Source organism: Microbacterium sp. ZXT2-5, assembly GCF_055329545.1.
Genome location: NZ_JBUZWD010000001.1, coordinates 184,365 through 205,912, shown reverse-complemented (window position 1 = coordinate 205,912; position 21,548 = coordinate 184,365). Strand labels below are relative to the sequence as shown.

Sequence of the window (21,548 nt, the reverse complement as noted above, 5' to 3'; positions counted from 1 at the left end):
GCCCAGCGTCAGGCCGGGCTCACATCCCGCCCGGGGGCGTCGATGACGGGGATCGAGGCCAGCAGCCGCCGGGTGTACGAGACCTGCGGCTGCAGCAGCACCTTCTCGGTCGGTCCCTCCTCGACGATGCGGCCGTCCTTCATCACGACCACCTCGTCGCACAGGTTCTGCACCACGCCGATGTCGTGCGACACCAGCAGCAGGGTGAGCCCGTCGCGGGCGCGCAGCTCGCCGAGCAGCTCGAGGATCTGCGCGCGCACCGTCACGTCCAGGGCCGACAGCGGCTCGTCACCGACGAGCAGCCGCGGCCGGTGCACGATCGCCCGCGCCAGGGCGATGCGCTGCCGCTGGCCGCCCGAGAACTCGTGGGGGAAGCGGTCGGCCATCGCGGCATCCAGTCCCACGTCCTCCAGCACGTCGCGCACGCGCGCGCGCCGGTCCCCGTCGACGCCGAGCGCCCACAGCGGCTCGCCGACGATGCGGCCGACGCTCATCCGGGGGTCGAGAGAGGCGTAGGGGTCCTGGAAGACGATGCCGGTCTGCCGGCGCAGCCAGTGCAGCGATCGCGCCGAGGCGTTCGCGTCCACCGACTGCCCGTCGAACTCGACGGTCCCCGCGGTGGGCGCGTCCAGCGCCAGCAGCAGGCGCACGAGGGTGGACTTGCCCGAGCCGGACTCGCCGATGACCCCCACGGCGGATCCCTCCCGCACGTCGATGTCGGCATCCTCCAGGCCCGTGGTGAAGGTGCGCGCGCCGAACAGCCGGCTCTTCGGCGCGGGGTAGCGGCGGGTCAGCCCGCGACCGCTGATCAGCACGTTCACGGGGCACCCCCCGGGCGCCACAGCGTGGCGGTTGCATCGCGCAGCAGCTCCTGGGTGACCACGGATGCCGGGGCGGAAAGCAGCTGAGCCACGGGCGCCGCCTCGACGACGCGCCCGCGCTCGAGCACGACGCCGTGCGTCGCGATCTGCGACAGCACGGCGAGGTCGTGCGTGATGAACACCAGCGACATGCCGTCGTCGCGCACGAGCCCCAGGAGCAGGTCGAGGATCTCGGCCTGGATCGTGACGTCCAGCGCGGTGGTCGGCTCGTCGGCGATCAGCAGCCGCGGCCGGCACGCGAGCGCCATCGCGATCGCGACACGCTGCCGCTGGCCCCCCGACAGTTGATGCGGGTACCGCGAGACGATGCGGCCGGGGTCGGGGAGCGCGACCCGGGAGGCCTCGGCGACGGCGCGGGCTGCGGCATCCCGCTTCGACAGGCCCTCGTGGATCCGCACCGACTCGGCGATCTGGCGTCCCACGGTGCGGATGGGGTTGAGCGCGGTACGGGGCTCCTGGAACACGATCCCGATCTCGTCGCCGCGGAGCTCGGCGAGCTCGGCGTCGTCGAGCCCGAGGATCTCGCGGCCGTTCCAGCGGATGCTGCCCGACGCGGTCGCGCCGTCGGGCAGGAGCCCGAGGATCGCGAGGGCCGTGAGCGACTTGCCCGATCCGGACTCGCCGATGAGTCCCACGCGCGCGCCGTCGGGGACGCCGAACGAGACGCCGTCCACCACGACGCGGCCGCCGATCTCGATGCTGAGGTCCTGCACGTCGAGGGTCACGACACGACCTCCGGCATGTGCAGGCGTGCGCGTCGGGTGGCGAAGGGGCTGCGGGACAGGGTCGGGTCGGTCGCCTCGCGCAGGCCGTCGCCGAGGAGGTTCAGTCCGAGCACGGTGAGGGTGATGGCAAGACCCGGCCACACCACCGACAGCGGATGCACCGTGATGAACTGCTGCAGCTCGGCCAGCAGCAGCCCCCACGAGGGCTCGGTGACCGGCGCACCGAAGCCCAGGTACGACAGCCCCGCCTCGGCGAGCACCGCCACCGCCATGCCCCACGACAGCTGCACGATGAATACCGGGGCGACGTTGGGCAGGAGGTGGCGCCACAGGTTCTGCGCGGGCGTCAGTCCGCTCGCGCGGCCGGCGAGCACGAAGTCGCTGTGCAGAACCCGCCGCAGCTCCGGCCGCGTCACGCGGGCGATGTTGACGCCGAAGCCGATGCCGACCGCCCAGATCACGACCCACAGCGACCCGCCCCAGACGGCGGAGATCATCATGGCGATGATGAGCACGGGGAACGCGATCAGGATGTCGACCAGGACCGCGACCGACTCGCGCACCCACCGGGCGGTGAGCGCGCCGAGGGCCGCGAGCGCGATGCCGATGACGGTGGCCACCGCTCCCGCGCCCACGGCGACCAGCACGGTGGTGCGGGCACCGGCCATGAGGAGGCTGAGGATGTCGCGCCCCGACCCGTCGGTGCCCAGCAGGTGCGGCCATCCGGGCGGCGCCCAGCGGCCGGAGATGTCGACCTGCTGGGGATCGAACGGCGTCCACACCTGCGCGACGACGGCGGTCGCCGCGACGACGCCGACCACGATGAGGCCGAACCGTCCGGTCGACAGCGCCCACAGCCGCCGCAGCCACGCCCAGCGCGACCGGCGGCGCCGGGGCGGGGCCTCGGGTGCGGCATCCGCGTCGGGAGCCCCTGCGCTCGTCGAGGGGATCATGCCGCCTCCCGCTGCCGCGGGTCGATGAAGCGGTGCACCAGGTCGACGGCGAAGCCGACGACGAGCACGAAGCCGGTGAGCGCCAGCAGCTCGCCCTGCACCATCGGAAGGTCGCGCGCGGCGACGTCGGAGACCAGCATGCGGCCGATGCCGGGGAGGGAGAACAGCTGCTCGATCACCACCGCGCCCACGATGATGCCCGCGACCTGCAGGCCGAGCACGGTGATCACCGACAGCCCCACGACGGGCAGTCCGTGGCGGATGAGCGCCTGGTCCCTGGTGAGGCCCTTCGCGGCGGCCGTGCGGACGAAGTCCTGACCGACGGCCTGGAGCGTCGCGCTGCGCACGAAGCGCAGCAGCATCGCGCCCTCGACGATGCCGATCGTCAGCGCGGGGAGGATCAGCGCGCGCAGCGCGGCGGCCGGGTCCTCCCACCCGGCCCGCGGGAAGCCCTGCGCCGGAAGCCAGCCGAGCCACACCGCGAAGACGACGACGAGCATCATCCCCGCCCACACCACGGGCACGGCGGCGAGCGCCTGGGCGCCGACGCTGAGCGCGGTGCCGTCGGCGCGGCCGCGGCGCATCGCCGAGAGCACGCCCAGCGGCACGCTGATCACGACGGCGATGAGGAGCGACAGCACCCCGAGCGGCACCGTCACCTCGGCCTTCTGCGCGAGCTGGTCCACGACGCTGGACCCGGTCAGGAGGGACGTGCCCAGGTCGCCCCGGAACAGGCCGCCGATCCAGTCCAGGTACTGCGCGGGAAGCGGCCTGTCCAGCCCGAGGCGCGCGCGGATGGCGCCCTGCTGCTCAGGCGTCGAGCCGACCCCGGCGATGACCGAGGCGACGTCGCCGGGGAGCACGCGGAGCGTCACGAAGATCAGCACGCTGGCGACGAGAAGCCCGAGCAGGAGCAGGGCGAATCGGGTCAGCGTGTAGCGGATCACCCGTTGCTCTTGCCGATCTCGGCGACGTTGAGGCGCTCGTTCACGTTGATCGAGGGCATACCGGTGATGTTAGTGCCGACCGCGATGACCGAGGCGCCGTTGTACAGCCAGTCCGCCGCGTGATCCTCGGCCACGATCCGCGCGGCCTCCTGCAGCAGGTCGGCGGCCTCTGTCTCATCGGTCGCCGCGAGGGACCGGGCGTAGAGCTCCTGCACCTCGGGGTTGTCGTAGGTGAAGTAGTAGTCCGGGTTCGCCCAGTTCTCGAAGTCGCGGGCCTCGGTGTGCAGCACGAAGCTCAGGTCGTAGTCCTGGTTCGTGTACACGTCGGTCAGCCACGTCGTGAAGTCCACCGACTCGACCTCGAGCGTGATGCCGACCTCGTCGAGATCCGACACGAGGATCTGCGGGATGGTCGTCGAGTAGAAGTTCGGGATGGTCAGCGTCAGCTCGAGGTCCTCGGCGCCGGCCTCCTCGAGGAGCGCCCGCGCCGCTTCGGGATCGAACGGCGCGACGTCCGACAGGTCCTCGTAGCCCGGGTCGAGCTCGGGGATCGGCCCGTACTGGGCCTGCCCCGACGCCAGCGCCTCGATGATCGCGTCGTGGTCGATGGCCTGACGGATCGCCTGCCGCACGCGCTCGTCCTCGAGGGGGCTGCCCGGCGCCTGGTTGAACGCGAGCGTCCCCTTGTCGGTCGACCGGCCGAGCACGAGGGCGAAGTCGCCGTTCGCCTCGATCTGCTCGCGCAGGTTCGCGTCGAAGCCCGTCAGCACGTCGACCTCGCCGGCGAGGGCCGCGTTGAGGGCCGCCTGGTTGTCGGGGATGTAGTCGAAGACGACCTCGGCGGCGCCGGACGGCTCGTCCCAGTAGGCCTCGTTGCGGACGAACGTGATGCTGTCGCCCTGCCGCCAGTCGTCGAGCACGAACGGCCCGGTGCCGTTCGCCTCGGTCTGGTAGTCGACGGTGTCGCCTTCCTTGAGGATGATCCCCGCGCGACCGGTGAGGTTCCACAGCAGGCTCGAGTCCGGGGCGTCGAGGGTGAGCGTGACCTCCTGGCCCTCCGCCTCGATCGCCGTGACGCCCGAGAGGCGGTCGGAGTCCCGCCACTCCGCGGTGTCGCGACGGGTGGTCAGCGACCACACGACGTCCTGCGGGGTGAGCGGCTGGCCGTCGTGGAAGGTGACGCCCTCCCGCAGCGTGAAGGTGTAGGTGAGACCGTCGGGGGAGACGGTCCAGTCGCCGGCCAGCGCCGGGACGATGTCCTGCTCCGGGGTGCGCGCGACCAGCCCCTGGTAGATGTTGTCGACGAGGATCTGGTCCAGGGCCGAGCCCGCCGTCTGCCGGATGTCGAGGTTGCCGGGCTCCAGCACGAGGCGGATCGCCACCGAGGCGTCGGGATCGGGGTCGCCGATCACCGTCGGGGTCGGCTCGGCTCCGCTGCCGCTGCACGCGGTCAGGGCGAGGAGGCCGGCGGCGAGCAGGGAGGTCGCGGCAAGGGCGGTGCGACGGAGCATGGAGGTCCTTTCGGGGAGGGTCCCGCGTGCTGTGGGGCGGGCCGTTCTGTGGGGACGGCCCGGGGGCGGATATCAGCCTAGGGATATCGCGTCGGCGCGCGGCAACCGCTACTCGGAACGCAATACAAGTGATATCGCTTCCCGAACGGCCGATTCCGGCGGGGTCCCGCCGCGCCTCGCGCCGATCAGGCGTCCAGCGCGCGCCTGCGGAGGAGGGCGGCGAGGTCCGCCGGGATGTCCTCCTGCACGTTGTGCCCCGCGGGGACGGAGACGACGGATGCCGCCGGCAGCCGCCGCGCGAAGACCTCGGCGTCGGCGTCGGTGACGTAGCCGCGGTCGCCCCGGATGAGTGTCGTCGGGGCGAGCACCGCGGCGAGGTCCTCCCAGCCGGATTCGCCGAGCACCGACGCGACGGCATCCGTCCCGCCGGCAGGAGGCACCGCGGATGGCGCGTCGACGGGTCCGTCGCCCGCGTGCGCGGCGGACGCGGCGTTCGCCAGGTGCGCGAAATGGTGCTTCCACTCGACGCGTCCGTCCGGGCGCACCCGCGAGTTGTGGAACACGCCGCGCTCCGCCTTGCGGCGGGTGCCGCCGCCCAGGCCGAAGGCGAGAGCCCGGTCGACCAGCTCGTCGCGCGAGGCCCAGTCGACCGGACCCGCGAAGAACTCCCGGATCTGCGTGGGGCCGGCGTTCGCGTCCACGCCGGGCGTGATGTCGATGACGACCAGCTCGCGCACCAGATCCGGACGGGATGCCGCGACCGCGGCGGCCGTCAGCCCGCCCAGCGACTGCCCGACGAGCACCTGCGGCGCGGCGGTCCACGCGTCCATCCCCGCCGCGACGTCGGCGGCCAGCACCCGCGCGAGGTACGCCGCATCGTCGCGCCAGGACGAGTCGCCGTGGCCGGGCAGATCGATCGCCAGCGCGGGCAGCCCGAGCGCGAGGATCGTGGTGTCCCAGGTGTGCGCGTTCAGGCCGGCGCCGTGGAGCAGGGTCACCACGGGCGGCGTGTCCGGCGCGTCGGCGGGGGCGTAGTGCAGCGCGCTCAGGCGGCGGCCGCTCTCGAGCGTCAGGGTGAGGCGCCGGCCGCGGGGGAGCGGGGAGTCGATGCCGGCCTCCGCCGCCTGCTCGGGAAGGAACGAGAACTCGTCGATGGGGTCGCTCACCCGCTCATCATGCCGCACCGCACGGGCGCCGGTCCGCGTGGTGTGCACGGCTGGGTAGTCTGGCGTCATGACGGCTGAACACCGCGTGCACCTCTCGCGAGCGGCGCGACCCGCCTACCAGGCCCTCTCGGCCTTCTCGAAGAGCGTGGGCGGCATCGCGGCCGAGAACGGCGTCGACGACCGGCTCAAGGAGCTGGTGCAGATCCACGCCTCGCAGCTCAACGGCTGCGCCTACTGCGTCCGCGTGCACGTCGAGCGTGCGACGGCGGCCGGCGTGTCCGCTGACGAGATCGCACAGCTGCCCGTGTGGCGGGACTCGGGCGTGTTCTCCGAGCGCGAGCGCGCGGGGCTCGAGCTCGCCGAGGCGTTCGTGTTCATCCACGACGACGGGATCCCCGACGACGTCTACGACCGCGTCGGCGGCGTGCTCACCGAGAAGGAGTACGTGGCCCTCAGCTGGATCCTCGTCTCCATCAACGCGTTCAACCGCATCGCGATCGCCGGCCGGTACAGCGTGCCGCCGCGCGACGACCTCGCCGGCGAAGACAAGGACGCCGCCGCGGGCGCGGCGTGGTGACCGACGACCCGGACGCCGTGGAGCCGGTGACCCCGGCGGGCTCCGGTCGCCTGGAGTTCTCCGATCCGGTCGTCCCCGGCGCCGTGAACCTCCGCGATGTCGGCGGGCTGCGGGCGGGGGAGACGACGACGCGCTACGGCGTCCTGTTCCGCTCGGGCAATCTCGCGCGTCTGGGCGGCAAGGGCAGGCGCGCGCTGGCAGGGCTCGGGCTGCGCCGCATCATCGACCTGCGCGCCGACGACGAGATCGCACGCGATCCGAGTCGCGTCTCGGGTCTGGACATCGTCACGCAGCGCGTACCGCTGTTCCTCGGCTCGGTCGAGTCGTTCTTCCGCGACGACCTCAGCCTCGACGAGATGTACCGCCGCATCGTCGACGACTCGGCCGAGGGCGTGGTCACGGTCGTACGCGGCATCCTCGCCGATCAGCCGGTTCTCGTGCACTGCACCGCGGGCAAGGACCGCACCGGCGTGACCGTCGCGCTCACGCTCTCGGCCGCCGGCGTCGACGTCGACGCCGTCGTCGCCGACTACGCGCGCACGGAGGGGCTGCTGCCGGCCCGGCGCAATCGCTATGTCGTGACGCTGCTGCGCTCGATGCACCCCCGGGCCGTGAACGTCGAGGACCTCGTCATGCGCTCGCCGGCGCCCGTCATGGAGGCGCTGCTCGTGAGCATCGCGGAGCGCTTCGGGTCGTCGGCGGAGTACCTGCGCGCGCACGGCCTCGCCGACGACGAGATCGCGGAGCTGCGCCGCGTGCTGCTGCGGCCCGACGCGTAGCGCGGGGCCGGGCGGTGATGTCATCGTGCGTCACTGAGGTAAGGCAACCCTTCATAAGCGGGTATAGTGGAGGTGTCATGTCGCACACCACCGCACACCCGTCCGCCACGCACAGTGCGTCGGCGTGCCGTGCGTCTCGCCACACGCGCGTCCAGCACCTCATCACGGCCGACGAGACCTCGCTGACCGAACTCGAGGCGCTGCTCGCGACGCTTCCGATCTGCTCGACGGGCCGGGTCTTCATCGAGATCCCGGATGCCTCGTGGCTCGCCGAGATCGCGGCGCCCAGCCGGATGGTCGTGACGTGGCTCGACCGGTCGCAGCGCTCGGGCGCGCCCGGTACCGGTCGCGGCTGCGGCTCGGGGGAGGCGCTGACGCGTGCGGTCACGGCCTGGTCCGACGAGATGCTCTGCGCCGAGGACGACCAGACCCGCATCCACCTGCTGGGCGGCTACCTCGGCACCGCAGACATCCTCGACCACCTCGTGGGGCTCGGCGTGCGCGCCGATGCCGTCCACACGCCCGCGCAGTACGGCCTGACGACCGCCCGCTGAGCGTTCAGGCCCCGCGCGGCACGTAGTTGCCGTCGGCCAGGTCCGCCTCGATCTCGAACCGGTTGCGCAGCGGGTCCCGCCCGGCGAGCAGATACAGCAGCGGCATCAGGAAGCCGTACCGCCGCCACTGGCGCTTGTGCACGGCTTCGTGGCGCAGCAGCGCGGCGGTGACGCGCCCGTCCCCGGTGAGGAAGCAGCCGCCGACGCACACGCCGCCCCGGGGGAAGGACCATCGCGGCATCCCGCGGAAGACCCACAGGCCCTCGCGTCTCTCGATCGCGCCCGTGCTCCACAGCGTGCCCCAGATCCACCCCACGGTGCTGCCGTACCAGTAGCCGACGCGGCTGACCGGCGAGTCCAGCAGGAAGGCCGGGATGAGCGCGTCCAGGCGGCGGCCGCGGATGACGGCACGCTCGGCGCGGGCGCGCCATCCGGGCGGCGGCGTGGCGATGGGGCTCACGCGAGCGCCCCGATCACCCGCAGGATCGCCCCGAGATCGTCGGTCGCGGCCGCGGCCGACGTGGGGGAGTAGCCCGCGAGGGAGGCTCCGACCAGCGGCACGCGCGCGCGCAGGCGGGCGAGCGCGACGGTGAGCTCCGCGACCGTGATCCCGAACGGCTCCGGGTGGGCGTTGCCGGCGATCTCGGCGGGATCCAGCGCGTCGATGTCGACGTGCACGTACACCGCGTCCGCGCCCGTGGCCGCGACGGCGTCGGCGAGCGCGTCGGCCTCCGCGAACCGGTCGACCGCGAGGGAGGTGATGCCGAAGTCCGCCACCGCCGTCAGCTCGGGATCGTCGAACGACCGTGCGCCGCCGATGACCACGCGACCCGGGACCACCGTCCCACCGGGCAGGGCGAGCCCCGGCACGCCGTCGCCGACGACGGCGCGCAGCACCATGCCGGCGAACGCCCCGGACGGCGAGGTCTCGGGCGAGTTGAGGTCGGGGTGAGCGTCGATCCACACCACCGCCAGCGCGGGAGCCCGGCGCGCGGCGTGCGCGATGGGTGCCAGGGCGATGCCGCAGTCCCCGCCGATCGTCAGCACCGGCTCGTCGGGAGCCGCCGAGCCGTGTGCTGCGAGGGCCTCCGCGACCATGCCGTGCACGCGCTGCAGCGCGCTCAAGCGGTGGATGCCGGTGCCGAGCGACTCGCCCGCCTCCATCGGCACGTCCAGCACGGTGGTCGAGGCCCGGGGCAGGTCGCCGGCGATCGCCTGCGCCCCGTCGATGAGCTGCATCGCGCGCGAGGAGGGGCTTCCCTGCCACTGCGGGACCACGAGGTATCGCGTCATCCCCTCATCTTCGCGCACAGCCGCGGTCGCGGCATCCGCCCTCCGCCTTCTTCGCCGAGAAACCGCGATGTCGGCGAAAGTCCACGTTGTGGGCGACGAGAGCGTGGTCGTTCGCCGAGAAACCGCGATGTCGGCAAGAAGTGGGGGAAGGGCAGGGTGCCGCGGAGACCGCGGGGAACACGGGAGGGCGCCGGGTCCGTGGGGACCCGGCGCCCTCCGGCGCGTGGTGCGATCAGTTCTCGATCGCGGCCTGCTGCGGCGTCGCGCCGGACTTCAGGGCGGCCAGGCGCGCCTCGACCTCGGTCAGCTCGCCGACGTCCTCGAGGGCGTTGAACTGCGCGTCCAGGCTGGACGCCGCGAGCTCCTGCTTCCCGGCCGCGAGGGCCTCCTGGCGCCGCACCTTGTCCTCGAAGCGCCCGAGCTCGCTGGTCGGGTCGAGCACGTCGATCGACTTGACGGCGTCGTGCACCTTGTTCTGCGCCTCGGCGGTCTTCGCGCGCGCGAGCAGCTCGGAGCGCTTGGACCGCAGCTGCTCCAGCTTCTGCTTCATGCCGTTGAGGCCCTCTTTGAGCTTGTCGACGACCTCGTTCTGCGAGGCGATGGTGGGCGCGATCGCCTTGGCCTCGTTCTCCTCGCTGATCTGACGCTGCAGCGCGATCTTGGCGAGGTTGTCGAACTTGTCGGCGTCGGCCGTGTTGCCGACCCGGCGCAGCTCGTCGGCCTTGCGGCTGGCGGCGAGGGCCTTGTTGCCCCACTCGGTGGCCGCCTGCACGTCCTCCTGGTGGTCGCGCTCGAGCAGGCGCAGGTTGCCGATCGTCTCGGCGATGGCCGACTCGGCGTCGGCGATGGAGTTCGTGTAGTCGCGCACGAGCTGATCGAGCATCTTCTGCGGGTCCTCGGCAGAGTCGAGGAGTGCGTTGATGTTCGCCTTCATGAGGGTCGAGATGCGACCGAAGATGGACTGCTTCGCCATCGGATTTCCTTCCTGTCGGACTTCAGTTCTGGTCTGGATCGATGTCGGATGACGGATGCCGCTCCCCGCGGTGCACGGACGGCTGGACGGTGCGGGTCAGAAGCGGCCACCCCCTCGGCGCATGCGGGTTCCACCGCCGCCGAAGCTGCCCGGCCGGAACCCGCCGCCGCCCGAGCGACCGCCGCCGAGCATGCCGCCCAGCCCGCCGCCGAAGCCGCCGCCGCCCGAGCGACTGCCGCCGAGCATGGAGTTGAGCACGATGCCGCCCAGCACGGCGCCGAGCATCCCGTTGTTCCCGCCGCTCTGCTGGCCGCCGCCGCCGAACATGCCGCCCATTCCGCCGCCGAACGCGCCGACGTCGTTCTGGGCCAGCTGGATGGCGAGACCCGCGAGCTGGTCCGCCCGCTGCGCCTGCTGCATCGCCTGCTGCGGATCGGCGGCCTGCAGGGCGTGGGCCCGTGCGAGCGAGGCGCCCGCTTCGGCGAGTCGCGTGCGGGCCTCGGCGCCGACGGCGCCGCGCCGCGCCGTGATGTAGTCCTCCGCGGCGGAGACCTGGGCCTGCGCCTGCGTCATCACCTGGGCGAGCATCTGGTGGGCGCGCTGTGCCTGTGCCTGGGCGTCGCGGACGCCCTGCACGAGCGAGTCGATCTGGGCGTCGGCCGCCTCCAGCGCCTGCAGCGCCGCGAGGGGGCGCTTGGCCGCACCGGTCAGCTGGGCGCGGGCGGTGTCGAGCTGCTGGCGCGTCGCGGCGATGACGGCCGCGATCCGGCCGTCGGCATCGGGCAGCGCTGACGCCGCGGCGATGTCGCTCTGCAGCTCGGTGAGAAGGGCGGCTGCGCTGCGCTCGCCCTCGGCGAGGTCGTTCGCGAGCTTCTCGATGGCGTCCTCGAGGAGGGTCGCCTGACCGACCGCCTCCTCCGCCGCACGGATGCCGACCGCCGCCTCGCCGCCGTCTCCGGCCCCGATCGCGGTCTGCGCCGCGGCGAGCTGCTCGTCGGCGAAGCCGAGCCGCTGCCGGGCCTGCTCGGGGTTGTCGGCGACGGTCGCGAGGGCCTCCGGCGCGTACGCCGAGCGAAGGGTCTGCAGACGCGCCGCCGCCTGATCGAGGGATGCCGCGGCTCGCGCCCGCTCGGCCTGCACGCGGGCCAGCGCCTCGGGGGCGTTCTGCTCGAGCTTCCGCAGCTCGTCGAACGCCGCCGCCTTCTCGTCCAGGAGCGCGTTCGAGACCTCGCACAGCGCGATGATGCGCTCGTTCCAGGCCCGGGTGTCCTGCTCGGAGTCGGGCGTCGCGTCGTCGAGCTGCTGGCGGAGGCCGAACGCCTCGTCGAGGTTCTGCTTCGCGGTGGCCAGCGCGGTCTCGAACTCGACGGTCGCGGCATCTCCGAACTGCGCCTTGGCGAAGCCGAGCTCCTGGGCGCTGGTCTTGAGCGCGTCGTCCGTCTCGACCAGGAGCGACGCGGCCCGCTTCTCGAGGTCCTCGATGCTGACCTGCGGCGGCGCACCGGGGACCTGCGGCCCCGCCGTGCCGGAGCGCCGGCGCCGCAGGAACATCACCAGCAGCACGATGCCCACGACGACCGCGGCCGCGAGCAGCACCCACGTGAGCCATCCGCCGCCCCCCGGCACGTCGGAGGCGCCCGCCCCGGAGCCGCCGTCGGCGGCGTCCGTCATGCCGTCCGCCGCCGCATCGACCGCGCCGAGCCAGTCGTCGCGCTGCAGAGCGGGCTGGATGCGCTGGGTCTCGATCGTGGAGAGCTGCTCCTCGCTCAGCGGTCCGTTGGAGTAGCCGGACAGGTAGTACTGGCGGCCGTCGACCGAGACGGCGAGCAGGTACTGGGTGGTGCCGAGCCCGTTGTCGTCGGCGGTCTGGTTGGCCCACTGGCCGGCGTCGTCCGGATCGGTGAACTGGTCCACGTACACGACCCTCAGGTCCAGTCCGGTGTCGGTCTTGAGCTGCTCGAGGCGCTGCTGCGCCTCGGTCTCTTCGTCCGTCGAGAGCACGTCGGCGTCGTCGAGGACGTACCCGGAGCCGAGCGTCACCGGGGGTGTCGCCGAGGCCGCCGCCCCGCCGATCGCTGTGGCCGCGACCACCGCAGCGGACGCGAGCGCCGCAGCCCATCGCCGTCGCATCGATCCCCCCTCTGGGACTCGGGTGACCCCCCGGCCGAGTCTATTCAGGCCCGGGCATACGAGGGTAGCCCGCTCGGCGGGCGCAGGTTGTGTGTTCGCCGAGAGCACGCGGCGCGCCGGCGCAGACGGGCTCCCCGCCGGCGGAGCGGGGAGGAGATCGGCTGCCGGGCGGGTCGCTGCGATACGCGCCCGCGGCGAGCGGGTAGCGTTTCGGATCCGGAGGACGAGGATGGACGATCGCTACGGCGCGGATGTGCTGGCCACGGGGTGGAAGGGCCACGGGGTGCGCGAGCTTCCCCGGGTCGCGGCATCCCGCGATCTCGTGGTCGAGGTCGCCGCCGACGGCTATTGCGGCGCGGTGGTCGGCGTGTCGGGCGGCATGGTCGAGCTGGAGGACCGCCGCGGTCGGAGGCGCGTGTTCCCGCTCGGGGCGGGATTCCTGATCGACGGCAGGGACATCGTGCTGGGGCCGCCCGCGCCGGCGCCGGCGGCCACGGGTCCTCGCCGCACCGCCTCGGGGTCGTTCGCCGCGCCGGACGCGCGGGCGAGGACCGCGCGGGCCAGTCGCATCCTCGTCGAGGGGCGGCACGACGCCGAGCTGGTGGAGCGGGTGTGGGGCGACGACCTGCGCGCCGAGGGCGTCGTCGTGGAGTACCTGCAGGGCATCGACCTGCTCGATGCCACGCTGGACGAGGAGCCGCCGTCGGCGCAGCGCCGGTACGGCGTGCTCGTGGACCACCTCGTGCCCGGCTCGAAGGAGTCCCGCATCGCCGACGCCGTCGCACGCGGCCGCCACGGCGCGCACGTGCTGATCGTCGGCCACCCCTGGATCGACGTCTGGCAGTGCGTCACGCCCCGCGCGGTCGGCATCGAGCGCTGGCCGGACGTGCCGCGGGGCATCGAGTTCAAGGTCGGCGTGTGCCGCGCCCTCGGCTGGCCCGCTCGCGACCAGGCCGACCTGGCGCGGGCCTGGCAGCGGATCCTCGCGTCGGTCACGACCTACCGCGACCTCGAGCCCGCCTTCCTCGGCCGCGTGGAGGAGCTCATCGACTTCGTCACGGTCGGCCCGGCCGACGCCTCTCGGTAGCCTGGAGGCGTGACCGACCCCGCGCCGCCGACCTCCGACGCCCGAACCTTCCGCGAGAAGCCGGTGTCGTTCGTGCGTCGCAGCGGCCGGATGTCGGAGGCGCAGGAGCGGGCGTGGAGCGAGCTCGCGCCCCGCTACGTCGTGACCGTCCCGAGGGACGTGGCGGCCACGAGCATCCTGCCCGGCTCCGAGATCGACCCCGCTGCGGTGTGGGGCCGCGAGGCGCCGCTGGTCGTCGAGATCGGCTCCGGCCAGGGCCACGCCATCGTGCACGCGGCGTCGTCGCGTCCCGACGAGGACTTCCTCGCGATCGAGGTCTTCAGGGCGGGGCTCGCGCGCACGATGCTCGACGCGGAGCGCGTCGGCGCGCGCAACCTGCGCCTGGTGGAGGCCAACGCTCCCGAGGTGCTCGAGCACCTGCTGCCCGCGGCATCCGTCGACGAGCTCTGGGTCTTCTTCCCCGACCCGTGGCACAAGAAGAAGCACACCAAGCGGCGCCTCGTCGCCGACGGGTTCGCCGAGCTCGCAGCGCGCGCGCTGAAGGACGGCGGCATGCTGCGCCTGGCGACCGACTGGGAGGACTACGCGCTGCAGATGCGCGAGGTCATGGGTGCGGCACCCGACTTCGAGCCGGCCTACGAGGGGGAGTGGGCGCCCCGTTTCGAGGGCCGCGTGCTCACCGCGTTCGAGCGCAAGGGCGCGCGCGTCGGGCGCGACATCCGCGATCTGTCCTACCGTCGGGTCCGACGGTCCGCCCGCCCGCTCGACGACTGATCCGGAGCCGCCCTCATGCCCGCACATCCCGACGCCGCACCCGCGCCGGTCGTCCCGGCGTGGTCGTGGCGCCTCGCCCCCGCCCTCCTCGTGTGCCTGGCCGCCCCCGCGTTCTTCGTGCTGCGGGTCCCGTGGGTCGGCTGGGTGCTGCTGGCCGCCGGGATGGCCGTCGCGGTGGCCATGGAGCGCGTCCCGGCGTCGCAGCAGGTGCGCCAGGGTGCCGGCGCGAGCGCACCGGCGACCCCGGAGGACGGCATCCGTCGCCCGTCCCTGGTGCGGGACCTCTCGCTCATCGCGGTGGGCATGCTGATCGTCAGCGTGATCCCGTTGAAGGCAGAGCTCGACAACCTCGCCATCCTCCGGTTCGCCCTGGCACTCGGCGGCGCGGTGGCGGTGCCCTACGTGATCTCGCGATGGGTGTACCGTGACCGCGCCATCCGGTTCCCCTGGCGCGGCGGAGGCCGGTGGACGGCATTCCAGTGGACATGGCTGGTGGCCGTGCTGCTGCTGGGCTGGCTGATCCTGCCGTTCTACTTCATCACCTCGGGGGTGTACCTCAACTGGCCCGTGGTGGACACCCCCGATCTGATCGCGCGCCTCTTCGTCGGCGTGGGCGCGGTCGGCATCTGGGACGAGCTCTTCTTCATCTGCACCTGCTTCGCGCTGCTGCGCCGGCACTTCCCGTTCTGGCAGGCCAACGTGCTGCAGGCCGTCGTGTTCGTGTCGTTCCTGTGGGAGCTGGGCTACCAGGCGTGGGGGCCGCTTCTCACGATCCCGTTCGCGCTCCTGCAGGGCTTCATCTTCATGAAGACGCGCTCGCTGGCCTACGTCGTCACGGTGCACCTGCTGTTCGACGCGGTCGTCTTCCTGGTGCTCGTGCACGCGCACAACCCGGGCATGCTGGACGGGCTCTTCCTCGTCTGAGCGTGCGTGCGGGGCGGTGCGGCTGCTCAGGGCCTGCCCAGGCCCGACGGGTAAGGTCTCAGACGGGTCCCGACCGGACCCCCGGACGACGGATCAGTACCCGGTGAGCGACAAGACTGGCCAGGAGTCGCAGTCATGTCGTGGGTCATCCTCATCCTCTCGGGCATCCTCGAAGCCGTGTGGGCCACCGCGCTCGGCAAGACCGAGGGCTTCACCAAGCTCTGGCCCACCGTCGTCTTCGGCGTCGCGCTCGTGGCCAGCATGGGCGGCCTCGCTTGGGCGATGCGCGACATCTCCACCGGCACGGCCTACGCCGTCTGGGTCGGGATCGGCGCGGCGCTCACCGTCGCGTACGCGATGATCACCGGTGCCGAGGCGTTCTCGGTCGTCAAGATGCTGCTCATCCTCGGCCTGGTCGGCTGCGTCGTGGGACTGAAGGTCGTCGGACACGAGTGATCGAAGGAGCGGATGCTGCGGCATCCGCTCCCATCTCCCGCCCACTGTCCTTCACCCTCACGTTGACGTCGAGGCGACTTCTGCCCGCCCCCTTGACGGCGCGGTCGGACAGGAGGACATTCGAGAGTGCGAACAGACAACAGGAACGAGGTACCCGAAAGGGAACCGGACACGGAAACCAGACATCGCACTGACGATCCCCCCGGCGCTTCGGCACCGAGGGGATCATCGTTTTCTGCGCCGAGCGCGGAGCGCCGGGGCTCGCGCGAAGCCGGGGCCCCGGCGACGCTCCCGCGGGCGGCCTCGTGCGGGCCTTGCACCCGTCGTCAGCCGGCGGACCGCCCGCCCTGCTCCGGCTCTGCGGCGTCCGCCGGCGGAGCGGCATCGTCGCCCGGAATCGGGATGACGGCGAGCGGCACGCCAGGGGTGATGAGCAGATGGGCGGGCCGCATCGTGCCCTCGCCGTCGTTGACCTCGAGCCAGAAGAAGCCCTTCGCCAGGCCCGCCTCCACCTCGCGCAGGAGATCGTCCAACCGGCGGCCGCCCACGCTGTAGTGCTCGCCGTCGTAGTAGATGTCGATCCGCTTCATCGCGCTCCTGTCGTCCCTGGCCGTCTCGGCCGTCCCTGTTCGCGAATCGGCGCGAGGGGCCGTCGCCCGCGCGGGTGCGCGGTCAGGCGATCACATCGTGCTCCTGCGGCTCCACGGCGATCGGCATGGCGGGCTCGGGGACGAGGTAGAGACCGGACGGCGAGTTCGCGGTGTGGGCGAGCGCGTCGATCCACGCGGGGTTGAGCTGCGGTTTCCGGCTGCCGTAGAACTTGTACACCAGCGCGCATCGGGGGTGGACCCAGATCGTCGTGCGTCCGTCGCCGATGCTGGCGTCGTCGCGCCATGTGAAGTGGAAGGGCTCTCCTCGCCGCAGCTTGGTGCCGATCACCAGCTGAAGGTGCGCGAGCGTACGGTCATCGAAGTCGACCTTCACAGCCCCTTCGTAGATCAGCTTTCCCATCGACTGCCTCCGCCCGGAGACTGCCGGCGAACGCAGCGCCGTGGGGGTCGCCTGTGGTGGACGTCGGTCAGCTCCACCGCTCATGCTCCTCCGGTCGGGGTGGTTTGGACACCCCTTGACACCCCGCGCAGGTGGCCAACGGTGTGCCGGCCGAAGAACACGAAAGGACCGGTCCGTGTGGACCGGTCCCTCACCGTGCGTGCCCCCGACAGGAATCGAACCTGCGACCTTTGGTACCGGAAACCAACGCTCTATCCCCTGAGCTACGGAGGCGTGCCGATCGAGATTACCATCCCGGACGGGCGGCTCCCGCCAGTCACGGTGCCGGGACGGCGTCGTCGTGCGGGGCGTCGGCCACGATCGCAGGCTGATCCGCCATGCGCTCGATCGCGTCCGCGACGCGCCCGGCGAGGTAGGCGTGACCGTCCGTGGAGGGGTGGTCGCGGCCGACCGGCCCGGTGTCGATGACGTCGAGGTAGTTCGCCTGCGTGATCCAGTCCTCGGCGATGGGGGAGATGTACCACCACCCGCGGGCGGAGGCGAGCTCGCCGAGATCGGCGTCGATGCTCCGCGTACTGCGCTCCACGGGTAGCACCTGCGGGGCCGGACCGAGGATCACGATGTCGGCGTCGGGATACCGGGCGTCCAGCGCGTCCCACGCGGCCTTCACGGCATCCCGGTACCCGTCCGGATACAGCCGGCGATCGTTGATGGACCCCTCGACGATGATCACGTCGGGATCGAGCGCCGGGTCGAGCGCGGCGATGCGCTCGCCGTAGGACGGCCCGTCGATCCCGGGCTTCAGGTAGCCGCTGCCGCGGACGCCGTCGACGACGGTCTCCACCCCGAGCTCGTCGGCGAGCCGGTACGCGAACCCGAGCGTCGGCGTCGTCGCCGCAGATCCGTACACCCACGAGTCGCCGAACACGAGCACGCGGGCGTCGTCGTCGAGGAGGAGGGGAGCGAGGGGGACGGATGCCGCGGCCGGCGCGTCGCCCTCCGAGACGGCCACCTGTGCGACGGGTTCGGGCGCCACACCCGGACGCAGGAGGGCCACCGCGCACAGCGCGGCCACGGCGATCGCGGCGACCCACAGGGGGAGCCACAGCCGCCGTGCGCGGAAGCGGCCGGGCGCGTGCATGTGAAGAGGGTAAGTCATCTCCCCGGGAGTCTCGTCCACAGTGCCGGGAGCTGGGGAAAGGACAGGCGGATCCTGAGCCTCCGTGTCCTTCCTGGCCGCTCACCCGGGAACCTCCACAGCCCCGCGTCGAGGCGCCTCGCGGCATGCGAGGATACTTCGGTGCAACGCGTCGTGACCGCTGAGATGGACCTCGAACTGGGGGCATCCGTCGACCTCATCTTCCAGATCGCAGCCTCCCAGGCGGTGCCGGTCTCGAATGAGCAGCTGACGTTCACGCAGGGTGATCGCGTGTACACGCCGACCGAGATCGTCGACCAGTCCGGAAGCCGGCTGCACCGCCTCACGGGCGAGCCCGGGCGGCTCGAGATCCGCTACGAGGCGACCGTCGAAGGTCAGGCAGCGTCGAGCCGGACGAGCGACCTCGAGGCCATCACGTACCTGCGCCCCAGCCGGTACGCGCAGTCCGACGAGGTGTTCCAGCAGGCGCGCCGTCAGTTCAAGGGTCTCTCGGGTCACGACCTCATCGCGGCGGTGTCCGAGTTCGTCGCGTCCAGCACCACGTACACGCCCGGCCTCAGTCACGGCACCGACAGCGCCGTGACCACGCTCATGACGGGGCAGGGCGTGTGCCGGGACTACGCGCACGTCGTGATCGCGCTGCTGCGGGCGATGGACATGCCGGCCCGCTACGCCGCCTGCTACGCGCCGGGACTTCGCCCGATGGACTTCCACGCCGTGGCGGAGGCCTATCTCGACGGCGCCTGGTACGTCATCGACGCGACGAGGCTCGCGAACCGCCGGTCGCTGGTGCGCATCGCCACCGGACGCGACGCCGCGGACTGCGCGTTCCTCAGCTACCACGGCGGCTACTTGGGGCTCGAGCGCCTGCGCGTGGACGCGTGGATGGTGCCCGAGGCGGCGACGCTGGAGGGACTGGACACGCTTCCCGACGCCCTCCCCGAGGCGGCGGATCCCGCCTCCGACGACTTCGGCGCGCTCGTGCAGATCTCCTGAGAGCCCGGCCCGCCGACGGCGGTGCCGCGCCTGACGGGGGCCGCCACCGGCCCAACTAGAATGATCCGGTTATGAACCCCGAAGCCCTCTCCGCCGCTCTGCTCGCCGTCGTCGCTCCGCTGGCGGAGGCCCGACGCCCCGGTGCGGCGGCTGGGCTCACCGCCGCCGACCTGCCGCTGGAGCGGCCGAAGAACCGCGACCACGGCGACTGGGCGTCCAACGCGGCGCTCAAGCTCGCGAAGGCCGTGGGTGCGAACCCGCGCGAGTTCGCCGCCGACATCGCCCGTGGCCTCGCCGAGGTCGAGGGTGTCGCGGGCGTCGAGGTGGCCGGTCCCGGGTTCATCAACATCCGGCTGGATGCCGCGGCCGCCGGCGCCCTCGCCAGGACGATCGTCGAGGCCGGCGCGGCGTTCGGCACGAACGAGTCGCAGCGCGGCAACACGATCAACCTCGAGTTCGTGAGCGCGAACCCGACAGGGCCGATGCACATCGGCCACACCCGCTGGGCCGCACTGGGCGACTCGATGGCGCGGCTGCTGCTCGCCAGCGGCGCGACGCTGGTCCGCGAGTTCTACGTCAACGACGCCGGCGCGCAGATGGAGCGGTTCGGGCGCTCGGTGCTCGCGGCCGTGAAGGGCGAGCCCACGCCCGAGGACGGCTACCCGGGCTCGTACATCGACGACCTCGCGCGGCGCGTGCTCGCCGCGGAGCCCGAGCTTCTGTCGCTGCCCGAGGACGAGCAGCTCCGCGTGGCCCGCGATCGCGCGTACGACTTCCAGCTGGGCGACCTCCAGGTCTCGCTGGAGCGGTTCAACGTCCACTTCGACGTGTTCTTCAGCGAGCGCACGCTGCACGCCAAGGGCCCCAACGGCGAGCCGAGCCTCGTCGACGAGGCGGTCGACCGCCTTCGCGAGCAGGGACACGTGTTCGACGAGGACGGAGCGGTGTGGGTCCGCACCACCGACTTCGGCGACGACAAGGATCGCGTCATCCGCCGCACCAACGGCGAGTACACCTACTTCGCCGCCGACGCGGCGTACTACCTCAACAAGGGCGACCGCGGCTTCGCGCACAAGATCTACCTGCTGGGCGCCGACCATCACGGCTACGTCCACCGCCTGAAGGCGCTCGCGGGCGCCGCCGGCGACGACCCCGACAAGGACATCGAGGTGCTCATCGGGCAGCTCGTGTCGGTCAACGGGGCGCGGCTGTCCAAGCGGGCGGGCAACATCATCGAGCTCGACGACCTGCGCGACTGGATCGGCACCGATGCGCTGCGGTACTCGCTGGCGCGCTACCCCGCCGACTCGCCGCTGACCCTCGACCCCGAGATCCTGCGCAAGCGCACCAACGACAACCCGGTCTTCTACGTGCAGTACGCGCACGCCCGCACGCACAACGTCGGCCGCAACGCGCACGGCTCGGGCGTCGACCGCTCCGAGTTCGCTCCCGAGCTGCTCACGCACGAGACCGAGTCGGCGCTCCTGGGGGCGCTGCAGGAGTTCCCGCGCATCGTCGCGTTCGCCGCCGAGGTGCGCGAGCCGCACCGCGTCGCCCGCTACCTGGAGGAGCTGGCGGGCCTGTACCACCGCTGGTACGACAACTGCCGCGTCATCCCGCTCGGCGACGAGCCCGTCGAGCCGGTGCACCGCACGCGCCTGTGGCTCAACGACGCCACCGGACAGGTGCTGCGCAACGGCCTCGACCTGCTCGGCGTCGGCGCGCCCGAGCGGATGTAGCGATGAGCGCAGCGGACACGCAGCCCACCGAGCCCCTCCCGGAGCGGACGGCGGCATCCGCGTCGCCCCGGCGCCGGCGCGGATCGTGGCCCTGGTTCGTCGGCTTCGCCCTCGTCGCACTGCTCGCGGTGGCCGCCTGGTTCGCCGCCGAGCTCATCGCCCGGCAGATCGTGATCGGCGTGGTGCGCGACCAGGTGCGCACGCAGCTCGCGCTGCCCGACGACCAGGCGATCGACGTCGTCCTCGTCGAGCCGGTGCTGCCGCAGCTCATCGCGGGGACGCTGACCGAGCTCACCATCTCGTCGCAGGACGTGGTGCTGGGCAGCGTCGAGGGGGACATGTCGGTGGTCGCGCAGGGCGTGCCCGTGCGTGGCAGCGGCGGCATCGCCGGCGCCGAGGGCACGCTGGTGCTCGACGAGCAGCAGCTGAGGACGCTCATGTCCGGTGTCGAGGGATTCCCGGCCGACAGTCTCGGGCTCGCGGCCCCCGACATCACGGCGACCACGGACCTGACGATCTTCGGCGCGACGGTCGCCGTCGGCGCCGCACTCACCCCGTCCGCCGCCGAGGGCGATCTCGTGCTGACCCCCGCGTCCCTGCAGATCGGCGGTGCGGAGGTGTCGGCCGAGGAGCTCCAGGACCGCTTCGGCCGGATCGCCGACGGTGTGCTGCGCGACTGGGACGTCTGCGTCGCGGAGTACCTCCCCGCCGGGGTGACCCTGACGTCGGTCGCCGTCGAGGGCGAGACGCTCGTGGCCGGCTTCGACATCGACGGCGGCATCGCCTCCGACCCCGCGCTGCAGGAGAACGGCACCTGCGCCTGAGACGCCGGGCGTCACACGGCGCGGGGGCCCGCAGCCGAGTGCCCTAGACTGCTAGCACTGCCAGGGGCGTGACTCCGCCGGCCCGGCAT

Annotated in this window: 23 protein-coding genes, 1 tRNA gene and 1 riboswitch; of the genes, 10 read left to right on the top strand and 14 right to left on the bottom strand. The window is 72.4% G+C overall.

Going from position 1 to position 21,548, the window contains the following annotated elements:
* Window positions 1-8: 8 nt before the first annotated feature.
* The 6 genes from ACZBH1_RS00980 to ACZBH1_RS00955 form a co-directional block, all read right to left on the bottom strand.
* Window positions 9-821, bottom strand: a complete 813-nt coding sequence (locus ACZBH1_RS00980; RefSeq protein WP_463645220.1) for an ATP-binding cassette domain-containing protein — start codon at window positions 819-821, stop codon at window positions 9-11.
* Complete coding sequence (locus tag ACZBH1_RS00975) at window positions 818-1,606, bottom strand: ATP-binding cassette domain-containing protein (RefSeq protein WP_378882673.1); 789 nt, start codon at window positions 1,604-1,606, stop codon at window positions 818-820. Before ACZBH1_RS00975 ends, ACZBH1_RS00980 begins: the two co-directional genes overlap by 4 nt.
* Entirely contained in the window at window positions 1,603-2,559 is a 957-nt protein-coding gene (locus ACZBH1_RS00970) for an ABC transporter permease (RefSeq protein ID WP_463645219.1), read from the bottom strand. The genes ACZBH1_RS00975 and ACZBH1_RS00970 overlap by 4 nt, the downstream gene beginning before the upstream one ends.
* Window positions 2,556-3,506, bottom strand: a complete 951-nt coding sequence (locus ACZBH1_RS00965) for an ABC transporter permease (protein ID WP_336398541.1) — start codon at window positions 3,504-3,506, stop codon at window positions 2,556-2,558. The genes ACZBH1_RS00970 and ACZBH1_RS00965 overlap by 4 nt, the downstream gene beginning before the upstream one ends.
* Window positions 3,503-5,017 carry an ABC transporter substrate-binding protein gene (locus tag ACZBH1_RS00960; protein WP_463645218.1) on the bottom strand — a complete coding sequence of 505 codons (1,515 nt, stop codon included), beginning with the start codon at window positions 5,015-5,017 and terminating at the stop codon, window positions 3,503-3,505. The genes ACZBH1_RS00965 and ACZBH1_RS00960 overlap by 4 nt, the downstream gene beginning before the upstream one ends.
* Window positions 5,018-5,202: 185 nt before the next feature.
* Entirely contained in the window at window positions 5,203-6,183 is a 981-nt protein-coding gene (locus tag ACZBH1_RS00955) for an alpha/beta fold hydrolase (protein WP_463645217.1), read from the bottom strand.
* Between the two features lie 67 nt (window positions 6,184-6,250).
* On the opposite strand from ACZBH1_RS00955, the gene ACZBH1_RS00950 reads away from it, so the two are divergent.
* From ACZBH1_RS00950 to ACZBH1_RS00940, 3 genes are all read left to right on the top strand, one after another.
* Window positions 6,251-6,760: a carboxymuconolactone decarboxylase family protein gene (locus ACZBH1_RS00950; protein ID WP_336398544.1), complete on the top strand. Its 510-nt coding sequence runs from the start codon at window positions 6,251-6,253 to the stop codon at window positions 6,758-6,760.
* Window positions 6,757-7,539: a tyrosine-protein phosphatase gene (locus ACZBH1_RS00945; protein ID WP_336398545.1), complete on the top strand. Its 783-nt coding sequence runs from the start codon at window positions 6,757-6,759 to the stop codon at window positions 7,537-7,539. The genes ACZBH1_RS00950 and ACZBH1_RS00945 overlap by 4 nt, the downstream gene beginning before the upstream one ends.
* A gap of 77 nt (window positions 7,540-7,616) precedes the next feature.
* Entirely contained in the window at window positions 7,617-8,093 is a 477-nt protein-coding gene (locus ACZBH1_RS00940; RefSeq protein WP_336398546.1) for an SIP domain-containing protein, read from the top strand.
* Window positions 8,094-8,097: 4 nt separating this feature from the next.
* Here ACZBH1_RS00940 and ACZBH1_RS00935 read toward each other — a convergent pair whose 3' ends face one another.
* The 4 genes from ACZBH1_RS00935 to ACZBH1_RS00920 form a co-directional block, all read right to left on the bottom strand.
* Window positions 8,098-8,553 carry a Fe-S oxidoreductase gene (locus ACZBH1_RS00935; protein ID WP_463645216.1) on the bottom strand — a complete coding sequence of 152 codons (456 nt, stop codon included), beginning with the start codon at window positions 8,551-8,553 and terminating at the stop codon, window positions 8,098-8,100.
* Window positions 8,550-9,386, bottom strand: a complete 837-nt coding sequence (locus ACZBH1_RS00930; RefSeq protein WP_378882690.1) for an arginase family protein — start codon at window positions 9,384-9,386, stop codon at window positions 8,550-8,552. Before ACZBH1_RS00930 ends, ACZBH1_RS00935 begins: the two co-directional genes overlap by 4 nt.
* 232 nt (window positions 9,387-9,618) lie before the next feature.
* Window positions 9,619-10,359, bottom strand: a complete 741-nt coding sequence (locus ACZBH1_RS00925; RefSeq protein ID WP_336398549.1) for a PspA/IM30 family protein — start codon at window positions 10,357-10,359, stop codon at window positions 9,619-9,621.
* A gap of 96 nt (window positions 10,360-10,455) precedes the next feature.
* Window positions 10,456-12,489 (bottom strand): TPM domain-containing protein, encoded by a 2,034-nt coding sequence (locus ACZBH1_RS00920; protein ID WP_463645215.1) that lies wholly within the window; start codon window positions 12,487-12,489, stop codon window positions 10,456-10,458.
* 229 nt (window positions 12,490-12,718) lie between these two features.
* On the opposite strand from ACZBH1_RS00920, the gene ACZBH1_RS00915 reads away from it, so the two are divergent.
* The 4 genes from ACZBH1_RS00915 (at window position 12,719) to ACZBH1_RS00900 (ending at window position 15,730) form a co-directional block, all read left to right on the top strand.
* Window positions 12,719-13,576, top strand: coding sequence for a DUF3097 family protein (locus ACZBH1_RS00915; RefSeq protein WP_378882696.1), 858 nt, complete (start codon window positions 12,719-12,721; stop codon window positions 13,574-13,576).
* Between the two features lie 9 nt (window positions 13,577-13,585).
* Window positions 13,586-14,350 carry a tRNA (guanosine(46)-N7)-methyltransferase TrmB gene (trmB, locus tag ACZBH1_RS00910; protein WP_452324825.1) on the top strand — a complete coding sequence of 255 codons (765 nt, stop codon included), beginning with the start codon at window positions 13,586-13,588 and terminating at the stop codon, window positions 14,348-14,350.
* Between the two features lie 15 nt (window positions 14,351-14,365).
* The gene (locus tag ACZBH1_RS00905) at window positions 14,366-15,274 is read left to right on the top strand and encodes a CPBP family glutamic-type intramembrane protease (RefSeq protein ID WP_452324826.1); all 909 of its coding nucleotides are present in this window, start codon (window positions 14,366-14,368) and stop codon (window positions 15,272-15,274) included.
* A gap of 61 nt (window positions 15,275-15,335) precedes the next feature.
* A riboswitch (guanidine-III (ykkC-III) riboswitch) is annotated at window positions 15,336-15,399 on the top strand.
* A gap of 10 nt (window positions 15,400-15,409) precedes the next feature.
* A complete protein-coding gene (locus ACZBH1_RS00900; RefSeq protein ID WP_336398553.1) occupies window positions 15,410-15,730 on the top strand; it encodes a DMT family transporter in 321 nt (106 codons plus the stop codon).
* A 326-nt stretch (window positions 15,731-16,056) separates the two neighbouring features.
* Here the strand turns inward: ACZBH1_RS00900 and ACZBH1_RS00895 are convergent, their stop codons facing one another.
* The 4 genes from ACZBH1_RS00895 to ACZBH1_RS00880 all read right to left on the bottom strand — a co-directional run bounded on the left by ACZBH1_RS00895 (window position 16,057) and on the right by ACZBH1_RS00880 (window position 17,882).
* Window positions 16,057-16,320, bottom strand: a complete 264-nt coding sequence (locus ACZBH1_RS00895) for a hypothetical protein (protein WP_336398554.1) — start codon at window positions 16,318-16,320, stop codon at window positions 16,057-16,059.
* A gap of 82 nt (window positions 16,321-16,402) precedes the next feature.
* Window positions 16,403-16,741, bottom strand: a complete 339-nt coding sequence (locus ACZBH1_RS00890) for a DUF7882 family protein (RefSeq protein ID WP_194397877.1) — start codon at window positions 16,739-16,741, stop codon at window positions 16,403-16,405.
* A 200-nt stretch (window positions 16,742-16,941) separates the two neighbouring features.
* A tRNA-Arg gene (locus ACZBH1_RS00885) sits at window positions 16,942-17,014 on the bottom strand.
* Window positions 17,015-17,057: 43 nt separating this feature from the next.
* Window positions 17,058-17,882: an SGNH/GDSL hydrolase family protein gene (locus ACZBH1_RS00880; protein WP_463645212.1), complete on the bottom strand. Its 825-nt coding sequence runs from the start codon at window positions 17,880-17,882 to the stop codon at window positions 17,058-17,060.
* A gap of 159 nt (window positions 17,883-18,041) precedes the next feature.
* Here ACZBH1_RS00880 and ACZBH1_RS00875 point away from each other — a divergent pair, with 159 nt between their 5' ends.
* From ACZBH1_RS00875 to ACZBH1_RS00865, 3 genes are all read left to right on the top strand, one after another.
* Entirely contained in the window at window positions 18,042-18,896 is an 855-nt protein-coding gene (locus tag ACZBH1_RS00875) for a transglutaminase-like domain-containing protein (protein ID WP_463645211.1), read from the top strand.
* A 71-nt stretch (window positions 18,897-18,967) separates the two neighbouring features.
* Complete coding sequence (gene argS, locus ACZBH1_RS00870) at window positions 18,968-20,635, top strand: arginine--tRNA ligase (RefSeq protein ID WP_336398557.1); 1,668 nt, start codon at window positions 18,968-18,970, stop codon at window positions 20,633-20,635.
* A gap of 2 nt (window positions 20,636-20,637) precedes the next feature.
* Window positions 20,638-21,459: an LmeA family phospholipid-binding protein gene (locus ACZBH1_RS00865; RefSeq protein ID WP_463645210.1), complete on the top strand. Its 822-nt coding sequence runs from the start codon at window positions 20,638-20,640 to the stop codon at window positions 21,457-21,459.
* Window positions 21,460-21,548 lie beyond the last annotated feature (89 nt).